This window comes from Streptomyces sp. NPDC039609 (assembly GCF_055596705.1).
This window is the reverse complement of the sequence record NZ_JBVIUJ010000007.1, coordinates 45,230-71,227: the sequence shown is the minus strand read 5'-3', so window position 1 is coordinate 71,227 and position 25,998 is coordinate 45,230. Positions and strand designations below refer to the sequence as shown.

The 25,998-nt window shown below is 69.8% G+C and carries 23 protein-coding genes; 11 read left to right on the top strand and 12 right to left on the bottom strand.

Features of this window, described 5'->3' with window-relative positions:
* Positions 1–88: 88 nt before the first annotated feature.
* The 3 genes from ACZ561_RS21455 to ACZ561_RS21445 are packed head-to-tail and all read right to left on the bottom strand — an operon-like array spanning position 89 to position 2,130.
* Positions 89–1,258 (bottom strand): cystathionine gamma-lyase, encoded by a 1,170-nt coding sequence (locus ACZ561_RS21455; protein WP_470997410.1) that lies wholly within the window; start codon positions 1,256–1,258, stop codon positions 89–91.
* On the bottom strand, positions 1,255–1,743 hold the full coding sequence (locus ACZ561_RS21450) for a low molecular weight protein-tyrosine-phosphatase (protein WP_470997407.1): 489 nt from the start codon (positions 1,741–1,743) through the stop codon (positions 1,255–1,257). The genes ACZ561_RS21455 and ACZ561_RS21450 overlap by 4 nt, the downstream gene beginning before the upstream one ends.
* A gap of 9 nt (positions 1,744–1,752) precedes the next feature.
* Complete coding sequence (locus ACZ561_RS21445) at positions 1,753–2,130, bottom strand: phage holin family protein (RefSeq protein ID WP_470997405.1); 378 nt, start codon at positions 2,128–2,130, stop codon at positions 1,753–1,755.
* A gap of 51 nt (positions 2,131–2,181) precedes the next feature.
* On the opposite strand from ACZ561_RS21445, the gene ACZ561_RS21440 reads away from it, so the two are divergent.
* The 4 genes from ACZ561_RS21440 to ACZ561_RS21425 all read left to right on the top strand — a co-directional run bounded on the left by ACZ561_RS21440 (position 2,182) and on the right by ACZ561_RS21425 (position 4,473).
* Positions 2,182–2,499: a cupin domain-containing protein gene (locus tag ACZ561_RS21440; protein ID WP_329118392.1), complete on the top strand. Its 318-nt coding sequence runs from the start codon at positions 2,182–2,184 to the stop codon at positions 2,497–2,499.
* Positions 2,500–2,631: 132 nt separating this feature from the next.
* Positions 2,632–2,850 carry a DUF5326 family protein gene (locus ACZ561_RS21435; protein WP_470997402.1) on the top strand — a complete coding sequence of 73 codons (219 nt, stop codon included), beginning with the start codon at positions 2,632–2,634 and terminating at the stop codon, positions 2,848–2,850.
* Between the two features lie 281 nt (positions 2,851–3,131).
* Complete coding sequence (locus ACZ561_RS21430; RefSeq protein WP_470997399.1) at positions 3,132–3,902, top strand: IclR family transcriptional regulator; 771 nt, start codon at positions 3,132–3,134, stop codon at positions 3,900–3,902.
* A 136-nt stretch (positions 3,903–4,038) separates the two neighbouring features.
* The gene (locus ACZ561_RS21425) at positions 4,039–4,473 is read left to right on the top strand and encodes an SsgA family sporulation/cell division regulator (RefSeq protein ID WP_470997396.1); all 435 of its coding nucleotides are present in this window, start codon (positions 4,039–4,041) and stop codon (positions 4,471–4,473) included.
* Between the two features lie 61 nt (positions 4,474–4,534).
* On the opposite strand, the gene ACZ561_RS21420 is transcribed toward ACZ561_RS21425, so the two are convergent.
* The gene (locus tag ACZ561_RS21420; RefSeq protein WP_470997393.1) at positions 4,535–5,869 is read right to left on the bottom strand and encodes a YibE/F family protein; all 1,335 of its coding nucleotides are present in this window, start codon (positions 5,867–5,869) and stop codon (positions 4,535–4,537) included.
* A 211-nt stretch (positions 5,870–6,080) separates the two neighbouring features.
* Here ACZ561_RS21420 and thiC point away from each other — a divergent pair, with 211 nt between their 5' ends.
* Positions 6,081–7,853, top strand: a complete 1,773-nt coding sequence (gene thiC, locus ACZ561_RS21415) for a phosphomethylpyrimidine synthase ThiC (RefSeq protein WP_470997390.1) — start codon at positions 6,081–6,083, stop codon at positions 7,851–7,853.
* Positions 7,854–7,940: 87 nt separating this feature from the next.
* On the opposite strand, the gene ACZ561_RS21410 is transcribed toward thiC, so the two are convergent.
* The 3 genes from ACZ561_RS21410 to ACZ561_RS21400 form a co-directional block, all read right to left on the bottom strand.
* A complete protein-coding gene (locus ACZ561_RS21410; RefSeq protein ID WP_470997387.1) occupies positions 7,941–8,777 on the bottom strand; it encodes a hypothetical protein in 837 nt (278 codons plus the stop codon).
* A 159-nt stretch (positions 8,778–8,936) separates the two neighbouring features.
* Positions 8,937–10,292 (bottom strand): metallophosphoesterase, encoded by a 1,356-nt coding sequence (locus tag ACZ561_RS21405; protein WP_470997384.1) that lies wholly within the window; start codon positions 10,290–10,292, stop codon positions 8,937–8,939.
* A 251-nt stretch (positions 10,293–10,543) separates the two neighbouring features.
* Positions 10,544–11,650: a LacI family DNA-binding transcriptional regulator gene (locus ACZ561_RS21400; protein ID WP_470997381.1), complete on the bottom strand. Its 1,107-nt coding sequence runs from the start codon at positions 11,648–11,650 to the stop codon at positions 10,544–10,546.
* A gap of 378 nt (positions 11,651–12,028) precedes the next feature.
* Here ACZ561_RS21400 and hisC point away from each other — a divergent pair, with 378 nt between their 5' ends.
* On the top strand, positions 12,029–13,126 hold the full coding sequence (gene hisC, locus ACZ561_RS21395) for a histidinol-phosphate transaminase (protein WP_470998523.1): 1,098 nt from the start codon (positions 12,029–12,031) through the stop codon (positions 13,124–13,126).
* Between the two features lie 33 nt (positions 13,127–13,159).
* Here the strand turns inward: hisC and ACZ561_RS21390 are convergent, their stop codons facing one another.
* On the bottom strand, positions 13,160–13,540 hold the full coding sequence (locus ACZ561_RS21390) for a cyclophilin-like fold protein (RefSeq protein ID WP_470997379.1): 381 nt from the start codon (positions 13,538–13,540) through the stop codon (positions 13,160–13,162).
* A gap of 204 nt (positions 13,541–13,744) precedes the next feature.
* Here ACZ561_RS21390 and ACZ561_RS21385 point away from each other — a divergent pair, with 204 nt between their 5' ends.
* From ACZ561_RS21385 to ACZ561_RS21370, 4 genes are read left to right on the top strand one after another with little or no spacing between them, the layout of a single operon-like run.
* Entirely contained in the window at positions 13,745–15,253 is a 1,509-nt protein-coding gene (locus tag ACZ561_RS21385) for a cytochrome ubiquinol oxidase subunit I (RefSeq protein ID WP_470997376.1), read from the top strand.
* A gap of 18 nt (positions 15,254–15,271) precedes the next feature.
* On the top strand, positions 15,272–16,276 hold the full coding sequence (gene cydB / locus ACZ561_RS21380; RefSeq protein WP_470997373.1) for a cytochrome d ubiquinol oxidase subunit II: 1,005 nt from the start codon (positions 15,272–15,274) through the stop codon (positions 16,274–16,276).
* 34 nt (positions 16,277–16,310) lie between these two features.
* A complete protein-coding gene (gene cydD / locus ACZ561_RS21375; protein WP_470997370.1) occupies positions 16,311–19,874 on the top strand; it encodes a thiol reductant ABC exporter subunit CydD in 3,564 nt (1,187 codons plus the stop codon).
* Positions 19,875–19,894: 20 nt separating this feature from the next.
* Positions 19,895–21,607 (top strand): sensor histidine kinase, encoded by a 1,713-nt coding sequence (locus ACZ561_RS21370; RefSeq protein WP_470997368.1) that lies wholly within the window; start codon positions 19,895–19,897, stop codon positions 21,605–21,607.
* A gap of 19 nt (positions 21,608–21,626) precedes the next feature.
* On the opposite strand, the gene ACZ561_RS21365 is transcribed toward ACZ561_RS21370, so the two are convergent.
* Positions 21,627–22,484, bottom strand: a complete 858-nt coding sequence (locus ACZ561_RS21365) for a Cof-type HAD-IIB family hydrolase (protein ID WP_470997365.1) — start codon at positions 22,482–22,484, stop codon at positions 21,627–21,629.
* A gap of 127 nt (positions 22,485–22,611) precedes the next feature.
* On the opposite strand from ACZ561_RS21365, the gene ACZ561_RS21360 reads away from it, so the two are divergent.
* Positions 22,612–23,514 (top strand): LLM class flavin-dependent oxidoreductase, encoded by a 903-nt coding sequence (locus ACZ561_RS21360; RefSeq protein ID WP_470997362.1) that lies wholly within the window; start codon positions 22,612–22,614, stop codon positions 23,512–23,514.
* A 229-nt stretch (positions 23,515–23,743) separates the two neighbouring features.
* Here ACZ561_RS21360 and ACZ561_RS21355 read toward each other — a convergent pair whose 3' ends face one another.
* The 3 genes from ACZ561_RS21355 to ACZ561_RS21345 form a co-directional block, all read right to left on the bottom strand.
* The gene (locus ACZ561_RS21355; RefSeq protein ID WP_470997359.1) at positions 23,744–24,196 is read right to left on the bottom strand and encodes a hypothetical protein; all 453 of its coding nucleotides are present in this window, start codon (positions 24,194–24,196) and stop codon (positions 23,744–23,746) included.
* Positions 24,197–24,251: 55 nt separating this feature from the next.
* Complete coding sequence (locus ACZ561_RS21350) at positions 24,252–24,806, bottom strand: RNA 2'-phosphotransferase (protein WP_470997356.1); 555 nt, start codon at positions 24,804–24,806, stop codon at positions 24,252–24,254.
* A gap of 141 nt (positions 24,807–24,947) precedes the next feature.
* On the bottom strand, positions 24,948–25,883 hold the full coding sequence (locus tag ACZ561_RS21345) for a MerR family transcriptional regulator (RefSeq protein ID WP_470998520.1): 936 nt from the start codon (positions 25,881–25,883) through the stop codon (positions 24,948–24,950).
* Between the last annotated feature and the right edge of the window lie 115 nt (positions 25,884–25,998).

The window sequence follows — 25,998 nt, the reverse complement described above, 5'->3', positions numbered from 1 at the left end:
TGGAACCGGGGCGTTCCGAGCCATGAGGGGGGAGGCTCGGAGCGCCTCGTTCCGTGCGCCCTGCGGCTCTGCCGCAGGGCGCCGTAGGTCAGCCGGCGGCCTTCTCGGCTCCGTCGAGAGCGCGCAGCACGTCTGCGATCAGGTCCTCCGGGTCCTCCGCACCGACGGAGAAGCGGATGAAGCCTTCCGGCACGGAGTCACCGCCCCACCGTCCGCGCCGCTCGGCCGTGGAGCGCACACCGCCGAAGCTGGTGGCGTCGTCCACGAGACGCAGCCCGTCGAGGAACCGCTCCGCCCAGGCCCGGTCGGGCAGGACGAAGGACACCACCGGCCCGAAGCGCTTCATCTGCGTCGCCGCCACCGCGTGCGAGGGGTCGCCGGGCAGCCCCGGATACCGCAGCCCGGTCACGTCACCCCGCTCGCCCAGGGCCTCCGCGAGGGCGAGCGCCGAGGAGCACTGCCGGTCGATGCGGAGTTGGAGCGTGGCCAGGGAGCGGTGCGCGAGCCAGGCCTCCATGGGGCCGGGGATGGCCCCGACGATCTTGCGCCAGCGTCGTACCTCCGCCGCCCGCAGCGGATCACGGCAGCTGACATGGCCGAGCAGGATGTCGCCGTGCCCGGTCATGCCCTTGGTGTCGCTCGCGACGGAGAAGTCCGCGCCGAGCTCCAGGGGTCGCTGACCGAGCGGCGTGGCAAGGGTGTTGTCGACGGCGACGAGCGCTCCGCGTTCGTGGGCCGCGTGCACCAGGCGGCGGATGTCGCAGACGTCGAGCCCCGGGTTGGACGGCGTCTCGATCCACAGCAGCCGCGCTCCGTCCAGGACGGACAGCTGGGCGTCGCCGCCGGTCGGCGCGGTGCGGACCTCGATCCCGTACGCCCTGAGCTGCTCGTGGACCAGAGGCAGCGCCTGGTAGCCATCGGCCGGCATGACGACCGTGTCGCCCGCCTTGAGCTGGGAGAAGAGGACGGCGGAGATCGCGGCCATGCCCGAGGCGAAGACGAGCGTCTCGACACCCGGCTCCCCCGGTGCCTCCAGTTCGCCGATGGCGCGTTCCAGAAGGGTCCAGGTCGGGTTCTCGTCCCGCCCGTAGGTGTAGGGGCCGGTGGGGTCGCCCGGCAGGTGGAAGTGGGCGGCGAAGACCGGCCCCGGCAGGGTCGGTTCGTACTTGACCGGCTCGGGAAGTCCGGCGCGCACCGCCCGCGTCCCGTCGCCGACGGCATCGAGGCCATCGGCGTCCCTGAACGTGTCCCTGCTCATACCGCTCGTTCCTCCACACTCTCGCGAACCGCGGCGAGCAGTCCCTCGCTCGCGGCCTCCACCATCTCCAGGCACTCCTCGAAGTCTTCCGTCCCGCCGTAGTACGGGTCGGGCACGTCGAGCTCGTCGGCGGCCGGATCGTACGAGCGCAGCAGGCGCACCTTCGCCACGTCGGCCGGGGTCGGGGCGAGTCGCCGGAGCTCCCGCAGATGGCTCTCGTCGAGCGCGATCACCAGATCCAGCGCGGGGAACCACGAGGCACGGAACTGGCGGGCGGTGTGGTCGGAGTCGTAGCCGTGGTCCTCCAGGACGGCGACCGTGCGCGGATCGGCGGAGTGGCCCTCGTGCCAGCCCCCGGTGCCCGCGCTGTCGACCTCCACCGCTTCCGCCAGGCCGGCCTCCTCCACGCGGGCGCGGAAGACGGACTCGGCCATCGGCGAGCGACAGATGTTGCCGGTGCAGACGAAACAGACGCGGTACGTCATCGTTCGCCCTCAGTCCCCGTCGGGAAGAACGACGTTGAGCGCCCAGGAGACGACGGAGATGATCAGGCCGCCGAGCACGGCGGTCCAGAAGCCCTCGACATGGAAGCTGAGATTGAGCTGGTCGGCCAGCCAGGAGGTGAGCAGCAGCATCAGGGCGTTGATCACCAAAGTGATCAGGCCAAGTGTGAGAAAGAACAGTGGAAGTGAGATCAGCTTGACGATCGGCTTCACCAAGAAGTTCACCAGACCGAAAACCAGGGCGACGAGTATCAGCGTCCAGGCCTTCTTGCCGGTGCTGTCACCGGTCAGGGTGATGTCCTGGAGCAGCCAGATGGCGACTCCCAATGCGCCCGCGTTCGCGAGCGTCTTGACTACGAAATTCTTCATGTGTCTGATCGTGGCAGACATGATCGGGCCAATGGCAGGGGCGGACGCACGATGAAGGCATTCCGACTGGACGAACTGGAGGCGGAGCGCGCCGCCAACGACGGCGCATACCTCCAGTTCCTGCGCGAGCGGAACATGTCGGTCGGTCTGTACGCGCTCGACGCGGGGGCGCTCGACCCGCAGCAGCCGCACGGCCAGGACGAGGTGTACTTCGTCGTCAGCGGCCGGGCCGCGATCACGGTCGGGATGGAGACGACCCAGGTCGCGCGCGGCAGCGTGGTCTACGTGCCTGCCGGGGTGGCCCACAAGTTCCACCACATCACCGAGGACCTGCGGGTCATGGTGGTCTTCTCGCCGCCGGAGTCCTGACCTCCCCTAGGGGTCGGATCAGGGGAGATCAAGGGCCACGAGGCCCCCGTCGACCCCGTTGCCGCCCCTAGCATCGACAGTGTTCGGCGCAGAGCGCGCGGAGCGAGGTCTTCGGGAGACGAGGTAAGCGCGATGGCTGTACGAGAGATTCTCGCGGGGATGCCCTGGTGGGTGAAGTGGGTCGCCATACCGTTCATCGCCCTGGTCGTCTTCGGCGGCCTGATCACCAGCATCGCGATGTTCGTGATCGGACTGCTCTTCAAGGTCCTGGTCTTCGTCGCCCTGGTCGGTGGACTGATCTACGTCGTACGGAAGTTCACCGCCTCGTCGACCTCGCGTGAGGATTGGTAGCACAAGCTACCCAGCGGTATGACCGGGCTGCTCGCTGTTAGCCCGGCCGAGGGATGCGGAGAGGGAAACCGCGACCGCGCCTGGAGGCTGCCATTAGAGTGGAAATCTCTGCCGCCCCCGGGGAAAACTGGCGTAGACCTCCGCGCTGACCTGCGGGTTCTTCATCTGTCCCGGGAGGGTCCTTCACCGGACCCCACCGGTTCCCCAGGCCGCGGCGGGCGCGCGGGGGCGGCCCCCGCGGGCGGGTGCGAGGCACCCGTCACCACGCCTGGGGGTGACCTTTGGCCACGGCTTCGCAGTCCGCCGTTCCTACCCTGATCGGCTCGGTGCAGCGGGCGCTGAGACTTCTGGAGGCCGTGGGCTCCCACGAGGACGGAGCCCCCGCCAAACAGCTCGCGCGCGAAGCGGGACTCCCGCTTCCCACCGCGTACCACCTGCTCCGCACCCTGACGCACGAGGGCTATCTGCGCCGCGAGAAGGGTGTGTTCGTGTTCGGCGACGCGGCCGGTCGACTGGCCGGCGGCGGAGTTCTGCAGAATCGTCGCACCAAGATCGAAGACTCACTCGCACACTGGCGGGACGAGATCGGTGTCCCCATCTACTTCGCGATCTACCGCGAGGGCGAGATCGAGCTCGTCGCCGTCGCCGACACCCCATCCGCCCCCGCCGTGGACGAGTGGGCCGACTTCCGCGAGACCGGCCACGCCCATGCGATCGGGCAGTGTCTGCTCAGTCAACTGGATCTGAAGAGTCGTCAAGACCATCTCGACCGCCATCCGGTGGAAACCATCACTCCGTATACGGTGCGTAACCGGCGGGCGCTTTTGGAGCGTTTGGGCGATATGGGGCGAATGGAGCCCCTGGTGGAGCGTCAGGAATATGCGCTGGGCACAGTTTGTGCGGCCATCCCCATCACTGCGGGGTCCACGGCGGCCACTCTGGCCATTTCCGTACCCCTTCATCAGGCAGAACGGTTGCTGCCTGCAGTCGCTCGACTACAGAATGAGATCGGAAGGCTCTTCAGCTCCTTCGCTTTCTCTATCAGTATCTGAAAAATCACTCCTTGTGATCCGTTAGCGCTTACAGCACGATTGCGTCACCAAGGCCATGGGGATCATTCCTGGCCGTTTCGATCAAAGCTTCAGTAGCCGTGTGCACACAACTGCTTCATCTACTGCGGGGTACAAGATGCGAGAGTCGGTCCAGGCCGAGGTCCTGATGAGCTTCCTCGTCTCCGAGGAGCTCTCCTTCAGGATTCCGGTGGAACTCCGGTACGAGACCCGGGATCCGTACGCGGTGCGGATGACCTTCCATCTCCCCGGAGACGCGCCTGTGACCTGGGCGTTCGGGCGGGAACTGCTGCTGGACGGGATCAACCGACCGAGCGGCGACGGCGATGTGCACATCGCGCCGACCGACCCCGAGGCGCTCTCGGACGTCTCCATCCGGCTCCAGGTCGGCAGCGACCGCGCCCTGTTCCGGGCCAGCGCTCCGCCGCTCGTCGCCTTCCTCGACCGTACGGACAAGTTGGTTCCGCTCGGTCAGGAACGGACGCTGGGTGACTTCGAGGGCAACCTGGAAGCCGCGCTCGGCCGGATTCTGGCAGAGGAGAACGCCGGCTGAACCACCTCCGGGCGCCCCGTCGCCAAGAGCCCTCCGGGGCCGAAAAGGGGCTCCGGAGCAGTCACTTCGCCCGACGCCGGCGCCCACCCCCGGATGAACGCCTCTCCGGATCGCCCGGCCGGTCGGCGGAGACCACCAGCGCGGCGAGCACGGTCGTGACGGGCACCGAGGCGACCAGACCGATCGATCCCACGAGCGTCCGGACGATCTCCTCCGCGACCAACTCGCTGTTCGCCACCGTCCCCACACTGCTCTGCGCGATGGTGAAGAGCAGCAACAGGGGCAGCGCCGCACCGGCGTAGGCAAGGACCAGCGTGTTCACCACGGACGCGATGTGGTCGCGGCCGATCCGGATCCCGGCCCGGTACAACGCCCGCGGTCCCATACGGGGATCGGCCTGGTGCAGCTCCCACACCGCCGAGGTCTGCGTCACCGTCACATCGTCGAGGACGCCGAGCGAACCGATGATGATGCCCGCGAGCAGCAGACCGGACATGTCGATGTCCGGGTACAGGCCGTGGATCAGACCGGTGTTGTCGTCCGTGTTGCCGCTGAGCGACGCCCAACTGATGAAATACGAGCCGAGCAGCCCGATCAACAGCAGCGAGATCAGGGTGCCGAGCACCGCGACCGAGGTGCGCGCCGACAGACCGTGGCACATGTAGAGCGCGATCAGCATGATCGCGCTCGACCCGACCACCGCCACCACCAGCGGGTTCGACCCCTGAAGAATCGCCGGCAGGATGAAGAGGGTCAGGATCATGAAGCTGATGGCGAGCGAGATCAGCGCCATCACTCCGCGCATCCGGCCGACCAGCACGACCACGACCGCGAAGATCAACGCGAGGACGGTGAGTGGGACCTTGCGGTTCACATCCGTCACCGAGTACTGCAGATCACGGGGGGCGTCGGGCGCGTAGGCCACCACCACACCCTGCCCCTCGTCCAGTTGACGCGGTGCGTCCGGCTGCACGATCTCGATGAAGGTACGGCCCTTGTCGGGGCCGTCGGTGACCTCGATCGTCGCCTTCTCGCACTGACCCTGCTGGGCGTTGGCGGCCTCGCGGCCCTGGGGTGTGGTGGGGTCCTCGGTCGGCGGGACCTGGGCGGCGTTCACATCCTTGCAGTCGACCTTCTCGACCGAGGCGACCTTGCCCGCGTAGGTCTGCCGGTCGAACCCGACACCGGTGCGCTCGTGCTCAGGTGCGCCGCCCGGCCACAGAACGACAAGACCGACCACCACGGCCGTGGCGAACGGGATCAGGACCGCGGCGATGACTCTGCGCAGATGCCGGGAGACCGGCGCCGCCGGCCCGTGGCTGTGGCTATGGCCGTGGCCGGCTTCCCCATGTCCATCATGGCCGTCGGGTTCCGGGGTCCGCTGCGAGGAAGTCACCGACAGATCATCGCAAGAACGGTGGGGGCCCACTGTTCAGCACGCCCGGGTTGACGCTAGCGTGGTGGCACCTTTGCACACGCGGGAGCTCGGAGCACCGGGCTGAGAGGGCGCTGATCACCGTACGCGCGTACTGATGTACGTACGGGAGGAGGCTGCGCCGACCGCCGAACCTGTTACCGGGTAATGCCGGCGTAGGGAGATCGGTCTCATGACCATTCAGGATGCACGCACGCCTGCCACCAGCCAGGACGAGCGCAAGCCGGGCTGGCACAAGGGATACGTCGAGGGCTCGCGCCCCGACCTCCGAGTGCCTGTCCGACAGGTGCACCTCACCAACGGCAAGGACGTGACGCTGTACGACACGTCCGGTCCGTACACCGACCCCACCATCGACACCGACGTGCGGCGGGGCCTTCCGCCGCTGCGCGAGAACTGGATCATCAGCCGCGGCGACACCGAGGAGTACGCGGGCCGCCCCGTCCGTCCCGAGGACGACGGCATCAAGCACACCTCGCCGCGCGGTGGCCTCAAGAACCTCGACGCGGTCTTCCCGGGCCGCCCGCGCCAGCCCCGCCGGGGCCGCGACGGGGCCGCGGTGAGCCAGCTCGCGTACGCCCGCAGGGGCGAGATCACCCCGGAGATGGAGTACGTCGCGATCCGCGAGAACGTCTCCCCCGAGGTCGTACGGGAGGAGATCGCCGCAGGTCGCGCGGTGCTCCCGGCCAACGTCAACCACCCGGAGATCGAGCCGATGATTATCGGCAAGCGGTTCCTGGTGAAGGTCAACGCCAACATCGGCAACTCCGCCGTCACCTCCTCCATCGAGGAGGAGGTGGAGAAGATGACGTGGGCGACCAAGTGGGGCGCCGACACGGTCATGGACCTGTCCACCGGCCGCAACATCCACACCACCCGCGAGTGGGTGCTGCGCAACTCCCCCGTGCCGATCGGTACCGTGCCGCTCTACCAGGCCCTGGAGAAGGTCGACGGCAAGGCCGAGGAGCTGACCTGGGAGATCTACAAGGACACGGTCATCGAGCAGGCCGAGCAGGGCGTCGACTACATGACGGTCCACGCCGGCGTGCTGCTGCCCTACGTGCCGCTGACCGCCCGCCGCAAGACCGGCATCGTCTCGCGCGGCGGCTCGATCATGGCCGCCTGGTGCCTCGCGCACCACAAGGAGAACTTCCTCTACACCAACTTCGAGGAGCTCTGCGAGATCCTCGCGACGTACGACGTCACGTACTCGCTGGGCGACGGACTGCGCCCCGGCTCCATCGCGGACGCCAACGACGCGGCGCAGTTCGCGGAGCTGAAGACTCTCGGCGAGCTCAACACGATCGCCAAGCGTCACAACGTGCAGACGATGATCGAGGGCCCGGGCCACGTCCCGATGCACAAGATCAAGGAGAACATCGACCTTCAGCAGGAGATCTGCGAGGAGGCGCCGTTCTACACCCTCGGCCCGCTGACCACGGACGTCGCTCCGGCGTACGACCACATCACGTCGGGCATCGGCGCCGCGATGATCGCCTGGTGGGGCACGGCGATGCTCTGCTACGTCACGCCCAAGGAGCACCTGGGCCTGCCCAACCGCGACGACGTGAAGACCGGCGTCATCACGTACAAGATCGCGGCGCACGCGGCCGACCTGGCCAAGGGACACCCGGGGGCGCAGGAGTGGGACGACGCGCTGTCGGACGCGCGCTTCGAGTTCCGCTGGGAGGACCAGTTCAACCTGGCGCTCGACCCGGACACGGCACGTGAGTTCCACGACGAGACGCTGCCGGCGGAGCCCGCGAAGACCGCGCACTTCTGCTCGATGTGCGGTCCGAAGTTCTGCTCGATGAAGATCTCGCAGGACATCCGGCGCGAGCACGGCGGCGACCTCGAGTCGCAGGAGATCGAGGCCGGGATGGCGGAGAAGTCGAAGGAGTTCGCGGCCGCCGGCAACCGCGTGTACCTCCCGCTGGCGGAGTAGCCGCACGCATCGGTACGTACAGGGCGGGTACGGACCGCACGGCCACGGGGGGTCGTGCGGCGCGTGCCCGCCGTGCCGTTGCCCGGATCACTCCGGCCGGTGCTCCGGGGGGCCGAAGTCCGGGCTGGTGAAGTCCGGGCTGCTGAACCTGGGACGGCTGCCCGAGGCTCCCTCGCTGGGACTCGAGAAGTCCGGTCCGCTGTAGCCGATCTTCGGTATGCGGTCCGTACGCTCCGAGGGCTGCGACGGCAGGGGCGAGGCCGGGTGAGCGGCGGGGTCGGTCAGGGCCTCCCGCAGGAACGGGAGGATGCCCCGTTCCAGCAGGGCGCGGCGCCAGGCGTCGCGGGCCCGGGACAGTTCGTCGTCCGGCTCACCGCCGGCCCCGGCGCCTGCGGCCACCTCCGTGGAGCGGTTGCGCAGTGCGGTCACTAGGAGGCCGACGGCCGCGCAGAGCAGCCCGGCGGCGGCGACGGCGCCGAAGAACCAGGCCGCCGTCAGCAGCGTGTCGGCGAACACGAGCGTGGGAGCCAGCACCTTCAGAACAGCCCCGACCAGCAGGAATATCACCGCGGCCGTGCCTGAGAGCACTGGTGCCAGGACCGTGAGGACCGCGACGATGCCCGCGCCGGGACCCGCGCTCGCGCCGTCCCCGTCCGCCACGAGAACGGCGTCCATCACGCTCGTACCGCTCGTCGCACGGCCTTCCGCGCGGACCTTGACGAAGTGGTCGTACTCCACCGCGGCGGCCGCGGTGATCAGCGCCGTCGCGCTCATGGCCATCGAGCGCAGTTGTTCGGGCGTGAGACGTTTCCCGATCTCGGCGAGATCCGGACGGTCGTGCGCGTTTCGCAATGCGTCGCCGAGGATGCGCTCGTACTCGGCGCGGTCCTCGGTCAGCAGGTGCGGAGCCACGTTCATGTGCATCCCCCGATGCTCCGTAAGGCCTGGTTGACCGTGGGAAACGGGCAGTTGGGCGGAAACGGAGGAGAGCCTGCTACGGATGATCCGATGGTATTGCGGTTACGGCACAGGGTGACAGGGGGTTTCCCGAAATCGACTTCCCCGGATGCGCAGGGTTATGCGTCAGCCATGCAGGGGGAGTTGGACGACCAGCAGCTTTCCGGCCATGGTCACACCGCCGTCCATGGCGATCGCCAGACCGTCCGCGTACACATGCGGACCGTCGACGACCGGACCCGATCCGTCCTCGCCGTCTTCCGTTCCGACCTGCCCGAGGAGGTACGGGATGGGGCTGTGGCCGTGTACGACACGGCGGCCGCCGTAGGTGCCGAGCAGCTCCTGGACGGCCTGCGGGCCTGCGTCGTCGCGGAACGCGAAGCGCTTGGTGAACTTCCGGAACAGGTCCCAGACCTCGTCGGCGTCGTTCCGGTTGATGATCTCGTGGACCGTCTCGTTGACGTCCTCGATGGTGCTGCCGTACTCGAGGTAGGCGGTGGTGTCGGAGTGCATCAGGAGGTGCCCGTCCTCCTCCACCACGGCGTCGAGCCGGGACATCCACTGGAGGTGGACGTCCTGGAGGCGGTCCATGTCGTGCTTCTGGCCGCCGTTGAGCAGCCAGGCCGCCTGGAAGGTGGCGGTGCCCGCGCCGGAGTTGACGGGGGTGTCGGCGAAGCGCTTGGCGCCGATCAGGAGCAGCTCGTGATTGCCCATCAGGGCCTTGCAGTAGCCACCGGCGGCCGCGGCCTCCGCGGACAGCCGCATGACGAGATCGATGACGCCGATGCCGTCGGGACCGCGGTCGGTGAAGTCGCCGAGGAACCAGAGGCGGGCGTTGCCGGCGGACCACGCGCCGTTCTCGTCGATGAGGCCCTGGGCGCGGAGGGCGGCGATGAGCTCGTCGAGATAGCCGTGGACGTCACCGACGACGAAGAGCGGGCCGGGGCCCTCGGCGGCCGGGGCGGGCGCGGGGGCCTGCTCCGGGTCGACCAGGACCTGCACGGTGTCACCCCGATTGATGACGGGGAGATCCCGCTCGGTGGGGGTGTAGCCGTCGGGCAGGGCCTCGTCGGGGAAGGCGTTCCCGGGGTGGCCGGTCGCGACGGCGACGATGGAGGACATGCCGCCGGCGAGGGGGAGGTGGAGCGTGGGGTCGAGCGACCCGGCGGGAGCGACGGGTTCGCGGACGGGGCGCGGTTCGAAGCGAACGCCGTGCTCGACCGGGGCGTCGGGTTCGAGGTAGGCGCCGGGTTCGGGGAGGGGGCGAGGCTCGGGGAACGCGCCGTGCTCCGGAACGGCGCCGTTCGGGGCGGGCTCAGGGTACGCACCGGGCTCGGGAAAGGCGCCGGTCGGGGCGGTCGGGGTCCCGGTGGGAGGCTCGGTGGCGTGGCCCTGCACGGGCACGCGGGCGTACGGCGGTACGCGGAAGTCACGCAATGTAGCCGTGCGGACCACGGGTTCCTGCCCGGCCCCCTGAGTCATCGACCCCTCCACCACCGTCGCGATGCCCTGTACATCGCGGACCGGCCTGGTCGGGGTGGTCCGCGGTGTCGTGCGCCCATCATAGGAATGAGGGTCCGCCTCTGTGACGCACCAGGGGTGGTGAATCCGGGTCCACTCCGGGTTCACCGGTTGTTTCGCCCGAATTGAGAAGGTCCAGGCCAGGGTCGGGACCGGGCTGGGCTGGGTTTGGGCCCTGCCCAGCCCGGAATCCGGCCGGTACTGATCGTTCGCTAGTCCTTCGAGGGTGACCGTGGCGGGCTGACCGTCGTGCGCGGCGAACGCCTCTGGGAGGACGTCCGGACGATGAGTTCGGTCGGTATGACCTGCTCGATCGGTCCGTCGGTGTCGATCCCCTCGATGGCGTCGATGAGGAGCTGGACGACGGCCGTGCCGATCCTTCGGGGCTTGAGCGAGAGGGTCGTGATGGGCGGTTCGGTGTTGGCGTAGACGGTCGACTCGCTGCAGCAGACCAGCAGCAGATCGTCCGGGACGCGCAGTCCGTAGCGGCGGGCCGCCGCCAGCAGATCGGTTCCGTTGGGGTCGAAGAGTCCGTAGACGGCGTCGGGTCGGTCCGGGCGGGCGAGCAGCCGGTCGGCTGCGACGGCGCCCGCGCACGGGTCGTGCGCCGGATAGGCCTCGTAGACGGGGTCCTGTCCGACCCGCTCGCACCAGTTGAGGTACGCGGTGGTGGACAGGCGGGTGTAGGTGTCGGTGGTGGTGCCCGTGAGCAGGCCGATCCGGCGGGCGCCGGCGTCGGCAAGGTGGTCGAGGAGGTCGAGGACGGCGGCTTCGTGGTCGTTGTCGACCCAGGCGGTCACCGGGAGCGTGCCGGCGGGGCGTCCGTCGGAGACGACGGGGAGGCCCTGGCGGACGAGTTCGGTGACGACCGGGTCGTGGTCGGAGGGGTCGATGACGACGGTGCCGTCGAGGGCGACGTTCGACCAGACGTCATGGCGGGATGTGGCGGGCAGGATGACCAGGGCATAGCCGCGCGCGAGCGCGGCGGATGTGGCGGCTCTGGCCATCTCCGCGAAGTACGCGAATTCGGTGAAGGTGAAAGGTTCATCCCCGTAGGTCGTCACGGTCAGGCCGATGAGGCCCGACTTGCCGGTACGGAGCGTGCGGGCCGCCGCGGATGGGCGGTAGCCCAGCCGGTCTGCGACCTCGCGGACGTGGCGGCGGGTGGCGTCCGGGAGCCGGCCCTTGCCGTTGAGCGCGTCGGAGACAGTCGTGATGGAGACCCCGGCGGCGGCGGCCACGTCCCGGATGCCCGCTCGTCCCTGCCGGCTTCCCCGGGTCTGTGCCCGGCTCACCTGGTGCTTCCCTGCTGCTGTCATGGCGAGCCGATAGTAGGGCGAGGGCGGGTGGTTGGGCCGGTCGCATATTCACTCGTTGACAGGCACGATTCTGCATGATCGAACTATGCCAAGTGCCTGTGAAACCAAGGGACTTAAGTCTTTACGGGTGTGATCTACGGTTGTCGAAACGCATGGACCTGCCACAGAGCCGATGTCTCGAAGAGGTCTCAACTCACCTCTACGGGGGATGCGCGCCACGGCGCCCGCCACCGGCGCGCGCCACCCACGGCCGCGCTCCCCCTGTTGTCCACAGCTTGTCCGACCCGTTGTCCACAGCCCATTCGCAGCGGAGGCGAATCCTCATAAGGTGAGGAGTATTGGTGATACGGACGGTCGAGGAGGACCACAGTGAGTTCAGTGAGCGAGACCGGCGGGACGAGCGCGGGCGGCCCGAAGCTGCGCGCCGTGCTGGACGGCGTCCCCACGTACAAGCCGGGCAAGCCGGCCGCAGCGGGCGGTCCGGTCGCCTTCAAGCTGTCCTCCAACGAGAACCCGTATCCGCCGCTGCCGGGCGTGATGGAGAGCGCGCTGGCCGCGGCCTCGAACTTCAACCGGTACCCGGACATGGCCTGCACCGGCCTGATGGCGGAGCTCGCCGACCGTTTCGACGTACCCCTCTCGCACCTGGCCACCGGCACCGGCTCGGTCGGTGTCGCGCAGTCGCTGCTCCAGGCCACCTCGGGCCCGGGCGACGAGGTCATCTACGCATGGCGGTCCTTCGAGGCGTACCCGATCATCACGCAGATCAGCGGGGCGACCTCGGTGCAGGTGCCGCTGACCGACGGCGAGGTGCACGACCTCGACGCGATGGCCGCGGCGATCACCGACCGGACCCGGCTGATCTTCGTCTGCAACCCGAACAACCCCACGGGCACGGCGGTGCGCCGGGCCGAGCTGGAGCGGTTCCTGGACCGGGTGCCCTCCGACGTCCTGGTGGTGATCGACGAGGCGTACCGCGAGTTCGTCCGCGACGCCGACATCCCGGACGGCATCGAGCTCTACCGCGACCGGCCGAACGTCGCCGTGCTGCGGACGTTCTCCAAGGCGTACGGCCTGGCCGGGCTGCGGGTCGGTTTCGCGATCGCCCACGAGCCGGTGGCGGCGGCGCTGCGCAAGACGGCGGTGCCGTTCGGCGTGAGCCAGCTGGCGCAGGACGCGGCGGTGGCCTCGCTGCGGGCCGAGGACGAACTGCTGGGGCGGGTCGGCTCGTTGGTGGCCGAGCGCGAGCGGGTCCGTGCGGGGCTCGTGGCCCAGGGCTGGACCGTGCCGGACACCCAGGCGAACTTCGTCTGGCTGCGGCTCGGTGAGCGGACGATGGACTTCGCGGCGGAGTGCGAGCGGCACGGCGTGGTGGTGCGGCCGTTCGCGGGTGAGGGCGTGCGCGTCACGATCGGTGAGTGCGAGGCGAACGACCTGTTCCTGAAGACGACGGAGGGCTTCCGCAAGGAGGGCTGATCAGCCCGGTGGGAGTGGGTCGAGGGCGGTCGGTCAGTCCTCGACGTGCTCGACGCGGATCGGGTCGCCGTCCCTGACGGTGGCAAGGACGCGCGGATCGCCGTCGAGCGAGCCCAGGAGGTTGCACGGGCTCGCGAGCCGGCATTCGGAGCCCCGGGATATCGGGGTGGGGCCGTAGGGGAGTGCGAGTGCGTCGCCCTCGGTCCAGAAGGCGACCGTGCCCGGCTCCACCACCTGCTGCGCGTCGGACTCGACCGCGGTGGAGACCGGAGTGTCGAAGTAGACCTCCTCGCCCCACGTCCGGGCGGTGGACGAGATCGGGAGAGCCCCCACGAGCGCCTTGCTCGTGGGGGTTTCTTCGAGGGTGGCCGTGGTGTGCCCGGCCGGCCAGGAGATGCGGATCTGAAGGGTCATGCCCTGGATTCAACAATATGTTGAAGGCCCTGGGAAGGGGTGACCTTCGGTAGGGGTACCCCCGGTCTTACATACGGATTTCGTATGAGCCATAATGCTTGTGAATGTGAACGCGTTCACAAGCGTGTCCCGTTCGTGCCGAGATTGGTGGGATTAAAAGGGCAAACTGCCCTCGTGCCCGTGGCGATGTAAGGAGAAGACGACGTGGACCTAGCTCTGGCGCCAGAGACTCTGGCGCGATGGCAGTTCGGCATCACCACCGTCTACCACTTTCTCTTCGTTCCACTGACGATCTCCCTCGCCGCGCTCACCGCCGGTCTGCAGACCGCCTGGGTGCGTACGGAGAAGGAGAAGTACCTCAAGGCGACGAAGTTCTGGGGCAAGCTCTTCCTGATCAACATCGCGATGGGTGTCGTCACCGGCATCGTGCAGGAGTTCCAGTTCGGCATGAACTGGTCCGACTACTCACGCTTCGTCGGTGACGTCTTCGGTGCCCCGCTTGCCTTCGAGGCGCTGATCGCCTTCTTCTTCGAGTCCACGTTCATCGGTCTGTGGATCTTCGGCTGGGACAAGCTCCCCAAGAGGATCCACCTGGCCTGCATGTGGATGGTGTCGATCGGCACGATCCTCTCCGCGTACTTCATCCTGGCCGCCAACTCCTGGATGCAGCACCCCGTCGGCTACCGGATCAACGAGGAGCGGGGCCGGGCCGAGCTCACCGACTTCTGGCTGGTGCTCACCCAGAACACCGCCCTCACCCAGTTCTTCCACACCATGACGGCCGCGTTCCTGGTCGGCGGCGCGTTCATGGTGGGCATCTCCGCCTTCCACCTGGCGCGCAAGAAGCACGTCCCGGTGATGCGGACCTCCCTGCGGCTCGGCCTGATCACGCTGATCATCGCCGGGCTCGGCACGGCCATCAGCGGCGACCTGCTCGGCAAGGTCATGTTCAAGCAGCAGCCGATGAAGATGGCCGCCGCCGAGGCGCTCTGGGACGGCGAGGCACCGGCGCCGTTCTCGATCTTCGCCTACGGCGATGTCGACCAGGGCCACAACAAGGTGGCCATAGAGATCCCGGGACTGCTGTCCTTCCTCGCGAACGACGACTTCAGCTCGTACGTCCCGGGCATCAACGACATCAACAAGGCCGAGCAGGAGAAGTTCGGCCCCGGCGACTACCGGCCCAACATCCCCGTCGCCTACTGGGGCTTCCGCTGGATGATCGGCTTCGGCATGGCCTCGCTGACCATCGGCATGCTCGGCCTCTGGCTGACCCGCAAGAAGTTCATGCTGGCGCCGGGGATGCGGACCGGCGAGGACGAGGTGCCGAATCTGGTCCTGTTCAAGCGGAAGGCTCTCAGCCCCCGCCTGACCAAGTGGTACTGGATCGTCGCCCTCTGGACGATGGCCTTCCCGCTGATCGCCAACTCCTGGGGCTGGATCTTCACCGAGATGGGCCGCCAGCCCTGGGTCGTCTACGGCGTGCTGCGCACCCGGGACGCGGTCTCCCCCGGTACCTCCCAGGGCGAGGTGCTGACGTCGATGATCGTCTTCACCCTGCTCTACGCCGTGCTCGCGGTGATCGAGGTCAAGCTGCTGGTCAAGTACGTCAAGGCCGGACCGCCCGAGCTCACCGAGGACGACCTCAACCCGCCCACCAAGATCGGCGGGGACCACCGCGACCCCGACCGGCCCATGGCCTTCTCGTACTGAGGCTCAGGAGATCGAGGCATGGAACTCCACAACGTCTGGTTCGTACTCATCGCCGTCCTCTGGATCGGCTACTTCTTCCTCGAGGGCTTCGACTTCGGGATCGGCGTCCTGACCAAGCTGCTCGCCCGGGGCCGCCCGGAGAAGCGCGTCCTGATCAACACCATCGGTCCCGTCTGGGACGGCAACGAGGTGTGGCTGCTGTCCGCCGGCGGCGCGACCTTCGCCGCGTTCCCCGAGTGGTACGCGACCCTCTTCTCCGGCTTCTATCTGCCGCTGCTGATCATCCTGGTCTGTCTGATCGTGCGCGGTGTCGCCTTCGAGTACCGGGCGAAGCGGCCCGAGGAGAACTGGCAGCGCAACTGGGAGGAGGCCATTTTCTGGACCTCCCTGATCCCGGCCGTGCTCTGGGGCGTCGCCTTCGGCAACATCGTCCGCGGCGTGAAGATCGACCAGGACATGGAGTACGTCGGCACCTTCGGGGACCTGCTCAACCCGTACGCGATCCTCGGCGGCCTGGTCACCCTCTCCCTCTTCACCTTCCACGGGGCGGTCTTCGCCGCGCTCAAGACGGTCGGCGACATCCGGGTCCGGGCGAGGGCGCTCGCGCTGAAGCTGGGTCTCGGCTCGGCCGTCCTCGGGCTCGGCTTCATGATCTGGACCCAGGCGGACAAGGGCGACCGCGGCAGCCTGGTCGCCATGGTCGTCGCCGTCGTGGCGCTGGTCGGTGCGATCGGGGCGATCAAGGTGGGGCGCGAAGGCTGGTCGTTCGCGCTCTCGGGCATCACGATCGTCGCGGCGGTGGCAATGCTGTTCCTGACGCTCTTCCCCAACGTCATGCCGTCTTCACTCAACCCCGAGTGGAGCCTTACGGTGACGAACGCATCGTCGAGTCCGTACACGCTGAAGATCATGACGTGGTGTGCGGCGATCGCGACGCCCTTGGTGCTGCTCTACCAGAGCTGGACCTACTGGGTGTTCCGCAAGCGGATCGGTACGCAGCACATCGCCGACGCAGCTCACTGAGAGGGCTGCCGCTCACCACGAGGGAATGTTTCACGTGAAACCGATCGACCCGCGTCTGCTCCGGTACGCCCGGGCCACCCGTCTCTTCCTCACGGCAGTGGTGGTGCTCGGCCTGGCCGGGGCGGCGCTGGTCGTCGCCCAGGCGATGCTCATCGCCGAGGTGGTGGTGGGGGCCTTCCAGAAGGGCCTGTCGGTTTCCGACCTGACCACGCCGCTCATGCTGCTCGCCGGTGTCGCGGCGGGGCGGGGGCTGGTCGCCTGGCTGACCGAGCTGGCCGCCCACCGGGCGAGCGCGGCGGTCAAGTCCGAGCTGCGCGGACGACTGCTGGCGCAGGCGGCCGAGCTGGGGCCGGGATGGCTCAGCGGGCAGAAGGCCGGCTCGCTGGCCGCCCTGGCGACGCGCGGGGTGGACGCGCTCGACGACTACTTCTCGCGCTATTTGCCGCAGTTGGGGCTTGCGGTGGTGGTTCCCGTGGCGGTCCTGGCGAGGATCGTCACCGAGGACTGGGTCTCGGCGGCGATCATCGTCGTGACCCTGCCGCTCATCCCCCTCTTCATGATCCTGATCGGCTGGTACACCCAGGCCCGGATGGACCGTCAGTGGAAGCTGCTGTCCCGGCTCTCGGGCCACTTCCTGGACGTGGTGGCCGGGCTGCCGACGCTCAAGGTGTTCGGACGGGCGAAGGCACAGGCCAAGTCGATCCGTGCCATCACGTCGGAGTACCGGCAGGCGACGATGAAGACGCTGCGTATCGCGTTCCTGTCGTCCTTCGCGCTGGAGTTGCTGTCGACGCTGTCGGTGGCGCTGGTTGCGGTCGGCATCGGCATGCGGCTGGTCCACGGGGACCTCGACCTGTACACCGGCCTGGTCATTCTGGTGCTGGCGCCCGAGGCCTACCTCCCGATCCGTCAGGTGGGGGCGCAGTACCACGCGGCCGCGGAAGGGCTGGCCGCCGCCGAGGAGATCTTCGAGGTCCTTGAGACCCCGGTGAAGGAGCGCGGGGCGGGCGCGGTGCCGTCGTCGCCGCGTATCGAGCTGGAGAACGTGACCGTGCGTCATGCGGGACGCGCGGAGCCTTCGTTGGACGCTGTCTCGCTCGTGCTGGAGCCGGGTGAGACGGTGGCGCTTGTCGGCCCGAGCGGGGTGGGCAAGTCGACGCTGCTCGATGTCGTGCTGGGGTTCGCGGCGCCGGAGGAGGGTGGCTCGATCCAGGTCGGGGGCGTGCAACTCGGTGCGTTGGACGTGGAGGAATGGCGGTCGCGGATCGCCTGGGTGCCGCAGCGTCCGCACTTCTTCGCGGGCACCATCGCCGAGAACGTCCGTCTGGCCCGACCGGACGCCTCCGACGAGGCGGTCCGGGAGGCACTGCGCGACGCCGGGGCCGACGGGTTCGTGGCGGGGCTCCCCGAGGGTGTCGAGACGCCGCTGGGTGAGGACGGCATGGGCCTCTCCGCGGGGCAGCGGCAACGCCTCGCCCTGGCCCGCGCGTTCCTCGCCGACCGGCCGCTCCTGCTGCTCGACGAGCCCACGGCCGCGCTGGACGGCGAGACGGAGGCGGCCGTGGTCGACGCGGTCCGCCGTCTCGCGGCCGGCCGTACGGTGCTTCTGGTCGTCCACCGGCCGGCGCTACTGGCGGTCGCGGACCGTGTGGTGGAGCTCCGGCGGGCCGCCGCCGTGGACGTGGCGGACGGGACGCCGGACGTGTCGGCTGCTCCCTCCGAGGCCCGGGCGGCGACCGTCGTGCCCGGCACGGGCGAGACGGAGACGGGGCCAGCCGAGGCCGGTGCCGGTGCCGGGACGGGCGGCGGGGCCGGGGGTTCGGTCTTCGGGCGCGTCCGGGACATGGCGGGGGAACTCAAGGGCCGCATGGGGCTCGCCCTGCTGCTCGGAAGTCTGGCGCTGGGATCCGCCGTCGGGCTCATGGCGGTGTCCGGATGGCTCATCTCGCGGGCGTCCGAACAGCCGCCCGTGCTGTATCTGATGGTGGCCGTCACCGCCACGCGGGCGTTCGGCATCGGGCGGGCGGTGTTCCGGTACGCCGAGCGGATCGTGTCCCACGACGCCGTACTACGGATGCTCGCGGAGCTGCGGGTGTCGGTCTACCGCCGCCTGGAACGCATCGCCCCCGCCGGGCTGCGCCGCACCCGCCGAGGCGACCTGCTCTCCCGGCTCGTCCAGGACGTCGACGCCCTCCAGGACTACTGGCTGCGCTGGCTGCTGCCCGCAGGCGCCGCGCTCGTGGTGGGGGCCGGTTCCGTCGGGTTCACCGCCTGGCTGCTGCCCGAGGCCGGGGCCGTGCTCGCCGCGGGCCTGCTGGCCGCCGGCGTGGCCGTCCCACTGCTGAGCGGCGCCCTCGCCCGCCGGGCCGAACGACGGCTCGCACCCGCCCGGGGCGCCCTGGCCGTCGCGGTCCTCGACCTGCTGCGCGGTTGCGCCGAACTGACCGTCGCCGGGGCGCTGAAGGACCGTATCGAGCGGTCCAGGGCAGCCGACCGTACGCTCACCTCCATCTCCTCCCGGCAGGCCGCCGCCACCGCGGTCGGGGCCGGCCTCTCCGCGCTCGCCTGCGGAGTGACGGTCGTCGCCGCCGCGTTCGTCGGCGTCCAGGCCGTCCGTGACGGCCGCCTCGACGGTGTGACGCTCGCCGTCGTCGTCCTCACCCCGCTCGCCGCCTTCGAGGCCGTCACAGGCCTCCCGCTGGCCGTCCAGTACCGCCAGCGCGTGAAGCGCAGCGCCGAGCGGGTGTACGAGGTGCTCGACGCCCCCGTTCCCGTACACGAGCCCGCGCGGCCCGCCGTACCCCCGCAGAGCCCGTTCCCGCTGGAGCTCGCCGGCCTCTCCGCCCGCCACGCGGGGCAGGACCGGGAGGCGCTCGGCGACTTCACGCTCACCCTGGAGGCCGGGCGCAGGGTCGCCGTCGTCGGCGCCTCCGGATCGGGCAAGACGACCCTCGCCCAGGTGCTGCTGCGCTTCCTGGACGCGGACACCGGTTCGTACCGGCTCGGAGGGGTGGCGGCTTCGGAGCTCGACGGCGACGACGTCCGTCGCTTCGTCGGACTCTGCGCCCAGGACGCCCACATCTTCGACAGCACCATCCGGGAGAACCTCCGCCTCGCGCGCACCGGCGCCGACGACGAGGAACTGCGGGCCGCCCTCGGCCGGGCCCGGCTCCTCGACTGGGTGGACGGGCTGCCGGACGGCCTCGGCACGCAGGTCGGCGAGCATGGCTCGCGGCTCTCCGGCGGTCAGCGGCAGCGCCTCGCACTCGCCCGGGCACTCCTCGCCGACTTCCCCGTCCTCGTGCTCGACGAGCCGGCCGAGCACCTCGACCTCGCCACGGCCGACGCGCTCACCGACGACCTGCTGCGGGTCACCGAGGGCCGCACCACCGTCCTGATCACCCACCGGCTGCGCGGCCTCGACGCCGTCGACGAGGTGGTGGTCCTGGACGGGGGCCGGACCGTGCAGCGCGGGCCGTACGCGGAGCTGGCGCGGGCCGAAGGCCCCTTGCGCCGGATGCTGGAGCAGGAACGGGAGACCGATCTCCTGCTCGCCGCGGGGGGAACGACGGAGCGCCCGACTTTTCTCGCCAAATAGGACTTACTAGGCTCAAGGTCATGACCGCCGCCGTGCCCGATGTCCCGGACCCACTGGAAGCCGCCACCCAGGCCACCCGCAGCCTCCAGGGCCTGTCGACCGAGCTCACGGCACGGGTGCCACAGCTCCTCGAGGCGATGCGCTCGGTGGGGACCGGGCTCGAACTGCACTCGACGCTCGACAGGATCTGCGAGACCGCGGCCGAACTCGCCGACGCCCGCTACGCCGCGATCGGGGTCGTCGACGAGGAGGGCGAGGGGCTCTCGGACTTCGTCACCTTCGGTGTCGACGAGGAGGTCGCCCGCCGGATCGGGCGGCGCCCGAACGGGCACACCGGGCTGCTCGGCGCGCTGATCCGCGAGCCCGAGACGATCCGGCTGGCCGATCTGTCCACGGACCCGCGCGCCGCGGGATTCCCGCCGGGGCATCCTCCGATGCGGACCTTCCTCGGTGTCCCGATCCGGGTCCAGGGGGAGATCTTCGGCAACCTGTACCTCGCCGAGAAGAACGGCGGCGGCGAGTTCAACGACTACGACGTCCACATGGTCCGGGTCCTCGCCACCGAGGCCGGGATCGCCATCGGCAACGCGCGCCTCTACGAGGCCGCCCGGCAGCGCGAGCGCTGGATCGACGGCTCGGTCGCGGTCACCACCGCCCTGCTCTCCGGCGGTGACGCGGACGACGCCCTCGCGGTGGTCGCCGAACAGGCCCGTCGACTGGCCGACGCGGCCGCCGGGATCGTGCTGTTGCCCGCCCAGGACGGTGGCCTGGAGATCGTCGCCGTCTCCGCCGACCGGCCGAGCAGCTCGCTGGGCGTGGTGATCCCGCGGGAGAGCGCCGTGGTGGAGCGGCTGCTGGACGGTGAGGCGGTCTTCGTGGACGACGCCTCGGGCGATCCGCGCATGATCAGCCGGCTGGCGGCCCAGTACGGGCCGAGCATGTTGCTGCCCCTGCACAGCGGCGGCAAGGTGCTCGGTGCGCTCGCCATGCCCCGCGCGCGGGGCGGCCGGCCCTTCACCGAGGCGGAGCGGACCCTGGCCACGCAGTTCGCCTCCCAGGCGGCGCTCGCGCTCATGATGGCCGACGCGCAGCGCGACCGGGAGCGGCTCGCCGTCTACGAAGACCGCGACCGGATCGCCCGTGACCTGCACGACCTGGTCATCCAGCGGCTGTTCGCCACCGGGATGATGCTGGAGAGCGCGCAGCGCACGTCGATCGTGCCCGCCGTGCGCGAGGGGGTCGGCAAGGCCGTGGACGAGCTGGACGTGACGATCCAGGAGATCCGTACCGCGATCTTCGCGCTCCAGCAGGGGCCTGCCGAGGCGCCGTCCGGGCTGCGCACCCGCGTGCTGCGGGAGATCAACATGGCGGCCGTGCCGCTGGGTTTCAAGCCCGCGCACCGCTTCCTCGGCGCGATCGACTCGACGGTCGGCGATCTCACCGGCAAGAACCTCATCGCCGCCCTGCGCGAGGCCCTCTCCAACGCTTTCCGGCACGCCGAGGCGACCCGGATCGACGTCGTCGTCGACGCGGGCGCCGAACTGCCCGACGGCACCGCCGGGGTCCGGCTCTCGGTCGCGGACGACGGCGTCGGCATCCCGGAGGGCGGCCGGCGCAGCGGACTGCGCAACCTGGCGCGGCGCGCGGAGTCGCTGGGCGGGTCGAGCTGGTGCGGTCCGGGGATCGGGGAGGACGGCGGGGGTACGACGGTGGTCTGGCAGGCCCCGCTGTAGCCCCCGGGGGCCGGACTCGTCAGCCGTCGAGGGTGCCGGCGAGGATCCGTTCGATGACGACGGCCACGCCGTCCTCGTTGTTGGCGACGGTATGGCCGGAGGCGGCGACGATCACGTCAGGGTGGGCGTTGCCCATCGCGTACGAGCGGCCGGCCCAGCTGAGCATCTCGATGTCGTTGGGCATGTCGCCGAAGGCGACGACCTCGTCGGCGGAGATGCCCCGTTCGGCGCAGCAGAGGGCCAGGGTGGACGCCTTGGAGACGCCGAGGCCGCTGATCTCCAGGAGCGCGGTGGGGCTGGAGCGGGTGAACGAGGCCAGCTCGCCGGCGGCCGCGCGGGCGGTCGCCAGGAAGGCGTCGGGGTCGAGTTCCGGGTGCTGGGCGAGCAGCTTGAGCACCGGGGCGGCGGCGCCGGGCTCCTCTTCGAAGAGCAGCTTCTCGGCGATCGCGACGGTCGCGCCCGGGTCGAAGAAGAAGGGCGGGTACAGGGGCTCGTAGTGAATGCCGGTGGTGAGCTCGACCGCGAACGTGGTTCCGGGGGCGGCGGCGCGCAGCGTGCTCACGACCTCGAGAGCGACGCTCCGCTCCAGCGGCCGTACCTTCAGGAACGTTCCGCCCGCATGCAGATCGACAACGGCCGCACCGTTGGCACAGATCGCGAGGCCGTGGCCGTGGACATGGTCGCTGACGACGTCCATCCAGCGGGCCGGCCGTCCGGTGACGAAGAAGACCTCGATCTCGGCCCGCTCGGCGGCGGCGAGCGCCGCGACCGTCCGCTCCGAGAGGGACTTGTCGTCACGCAGCAGGGTGCCGTCGAGGTCGGTGGCGATCAGCCGGGGGGCCGGGGCGGCGGGGCGCGGGGAGTCGAGTGAGGTCACCGATCCATTCTTCCGCACCAGGTGCACGGGCGTGCGAGGGGGCGCACATCTGAGAGGGCTGTTTCCGTCGGTCTGTCCGTGCCCGCGTGGTGGGAGGGGGTCGTGGCGCGGTCGTAGGCTCGTGGGTATGACCTTGCGCCTGAGCACCGTGATCCTTCCCGTCCATCGCTGGCACGAGGGTGGCCGTGACCGTTGGCAGCGAGCCGAGGAGCTGGGCTTTCATGCTGCGTACACCTATGACCACCTGTCCTGGCGGACCTTCCGCGACGGGCCCTGGTTCGGGGCCCTGCCCACGCTCACTGCCGCCGCGACCGCCACGGAGCGGATGCGTCTGGGCACCCTGGTGACGTCGCCGAACTTCCGGCACCCCGTGACGCTCGCCAAGGAGCTGATCTCCCTGGACGACATCTCGGGCGGCCGGGTCACGCTCGGCATCGGCGCCGGCGGCAACGGTTTCGACGCCACCACGCTCGGCCAGGAGGCGTGGTCGCCGAAGGAGCGCGCCGACCGGTTCGGCGAGTTCCTGCCGCTGCTCGACCGGCTGCTCACCGAGGGCGCCGTCTCGCAGCGGGGCACCTTCTACTCGGCCGAGGAGGCCCGGAACGTCCCCGGCTGCGCGCAGGGCCCGCGACTGCCGTTCGCGGTCGCCGCGACCGGGCCGCGCGGTCTGAAGCTCGCCGCGCGCCATGGGCAGGCGTGGGTGACGACCGGGGATCCGAAGCTGTACGAGGAGGGCACGCCGGAGCAGTCGGTCGAGGCCGTCCGCGGCCAGGTCGAGAAGCTCGGCAAGGCGTGCGCGGAGATCGGCCGGGACGTGGCCGAGCTGGACAAGGTGCTGCTCACCGGCTTCACCCCGGATCGGGGCCGCCCGCTGGAGTCCGTGGACGCCTTCGTGGACTTCGCGGGCACCCACCGGGATCTCGGCTTCACCGAGATCGTGATCCACTGGCCGATCCCCGACTCCGACTTCGCCGCCGACCAGGCCGTCTTCGAGAAGATCGCCACCGAGGCCGTCGCCCAGTTGGGCTGAGCGCGAACGACTCGGCCGACGGCGCGGGGGTACGTTCCCGCCCCGCGCCCGGCGTGCTTTCGCCACAGCGCCGGCAGAACCGGCGGGTCGCCGACGCCATGAAGCAGCTGCTTGCCCGCCCCACCGACACGCGGTCCGGGGCTGCGGGGCTGCGGGGCCGGGTCGCGAGGCCCGGGGCTGCGGGGCCGGGGTCGCGAGGCCCGGGGTCGCATGGCCCGAGTCGCGGGGTTCAGCGGACCTGTCGGCTCAGCCAGGGACTGAGCCTGTGGTGCAGGACGAGTTCCTTGTACGTCTCGTCACCGGGAAGGGGGACGACCAGCCACCAACCCGGCGGGAAGAACGTGCCCTTCACACGGGCGAGCCCGCCATGGACGGAGCGCAGGAAGGCGGGGACGGAGTCGCGGGGGACGTCCTCGAACTCCACGCCGTCGACGGTGATCTTCGCGTCGTCCTCGGCGAAGAGCTGGACGCTGACCGCGGGCGAGCCGCCGAGCTCGACGAACGCCTCGTGCGGGAGGGAACCGTCCGGGTCCAGGACGGTGAAGACACCGGCGGACGTGCGGCGGGAGATCTGGTCCGCACCGATGTCGTCGGTGACGGTCATCTCCAGGTCGAACTCGCGGGCGATCTCGCGGATGGCCGCCACGGCAGACTCGGTGGTGGGCAGATGCGGGTGTCCCATGGGAACGATCATGCCTCGGCGCCGTGCCGCGCGCCTCGGCCGTGCGGATGAGAGCTCAGCCGGGGAAGCGGAGGAACTTCGGCGGGACGGTGTCGGTCAGCCAGACCCCGTTGGCGCTGACGTGGAAGACGTGCCCGGCCCGGTGCATCGCGCCGGCGTCCACGCTGAGGACCACCGGGCGGCCACGACGCGCGCCGACCCGGGTGGCGGTCTCGCGGTCGGGGGAGAGATGGACATGATGACGGGCCATCGGCCGCAAGCCCTCGGCCCGGATGGCGTCCAGGTGGGAGGCGACCGTACCGTGGTAGAGGTACGCGGGCGGCTCGGCGGGCGGAAGGTCCAGGTCCACGGTGACGGTGTGGCCCTGGCTGGCCCGGATCCGCGTTCCTTCGACCGCGAAGCGCTTCTTGTCGTTGGCGGCGACGACATGGTCCAGCTCGGCGCGGCTGATCGGGAAGCCGTGCTCGGCCGCGGCCCGCAGAAGCGAGTCGATCTCGGTCCAGCCGTTCGCGTCGAGGACCAGCCCGATCCGCTCGGGTTGGTGGCGCAGGTGCTTGGACAGGTACTTCGACACCTTCACGGTGCGTCTCTCTGCATCGGATCTGTTCATGGCGTCAGGATGCCGGAGGGCCGCTCGGCGGACCATTGAATTGCAGCACTGATGTTTGATCCACAGCCAAGTTCATTTATCCACAGGGGAATTGGCGATTCTGTGGACAACAGGCCTGCCTTGCAGGCGCTATTGGGCTACTTAGCTATCACTCAAGGGGTTTGAGGAGAGTATGTCCAATGTCCGTGTCTGCACCTCGCGTTCCGCCGCCGCCGCGATGAACGCCGCCACGTTATCCGCGCCAACGAGCCGCTGAACGGCCCGAATCGTCCCCGACGGAAGCGCCACCGGGCGTGGCTCGTCGTCCCGCACCGGCGGAGGGTCGGCCGACAGATGGTGCTGCAGATGGCGGGTAGCGAACAGCCGCATCGCACGCGCGAGTTCGGCGTCGACCGTCTGCTGCGCGAGCGGCCGCAGCCTGCGGACCATCGTCGCCGCCTCGGCCGCGTCGGCGTCCGTCGGAGGCCGGTGCTCCAGATAACGTGCGAAGACGTGCTCGGTGGTGAACTCCAGGAAACGCGAGGCGATGTGCTCGACCTGGACGCGAAGCTCCCTCAGATGACCGGAGATTGCGGTGAGCGGTACGCCCGCCTCGTACAACTCGGCTGCCACCGCCAGCTCTTGGGGGCTCGGAACCAGAAACTCGTCGTCCCGGTCCGGGACCCGCTCCAGGACCCCGAGCTCGATCGCCTCCCGGATCGCGTCCTCGTCGGGCTTTCCGCCGAACGTGGCGTCGAGGTCCTTGCGGGAGATCCGGTCGGCCTTCTCGTCCGTCCACGGACCGTCGACCTCGGCGACCAGGCCCAGCACCCCGCCCAGCCCGCGGCCGGCGTCCCAGGCCTCCAGCAGCTCCTTGATGGAGGCCAGGGTGTAGCCGCGGTCCAGGAGATCCGCGATCTGCCGCAGCCGGGCCAGATGCGTGTCCCCGTACACATTGGACCTGCCCCGGCGCTCCGGCCGGGGCAGCAGACCGCGGTCCTGGTAGGCGCGGATCGTCCGGACCGTTGCGCCGCTGTGGTGGGCCAGATCCTCGATCCGGTACTCCGCCGGTGCCGGCCGGCCGCCCCCGGACGACAGCCCGGCCTGACCCGTCGACCCCGACAGCCCGGCCTGACCCGACGGCCCCGGCTGCCCCGCCTGTGCTGACTGCTCCGACAAACCCGCTCCCACCCGCTTGCTCCGGCTACGAGGG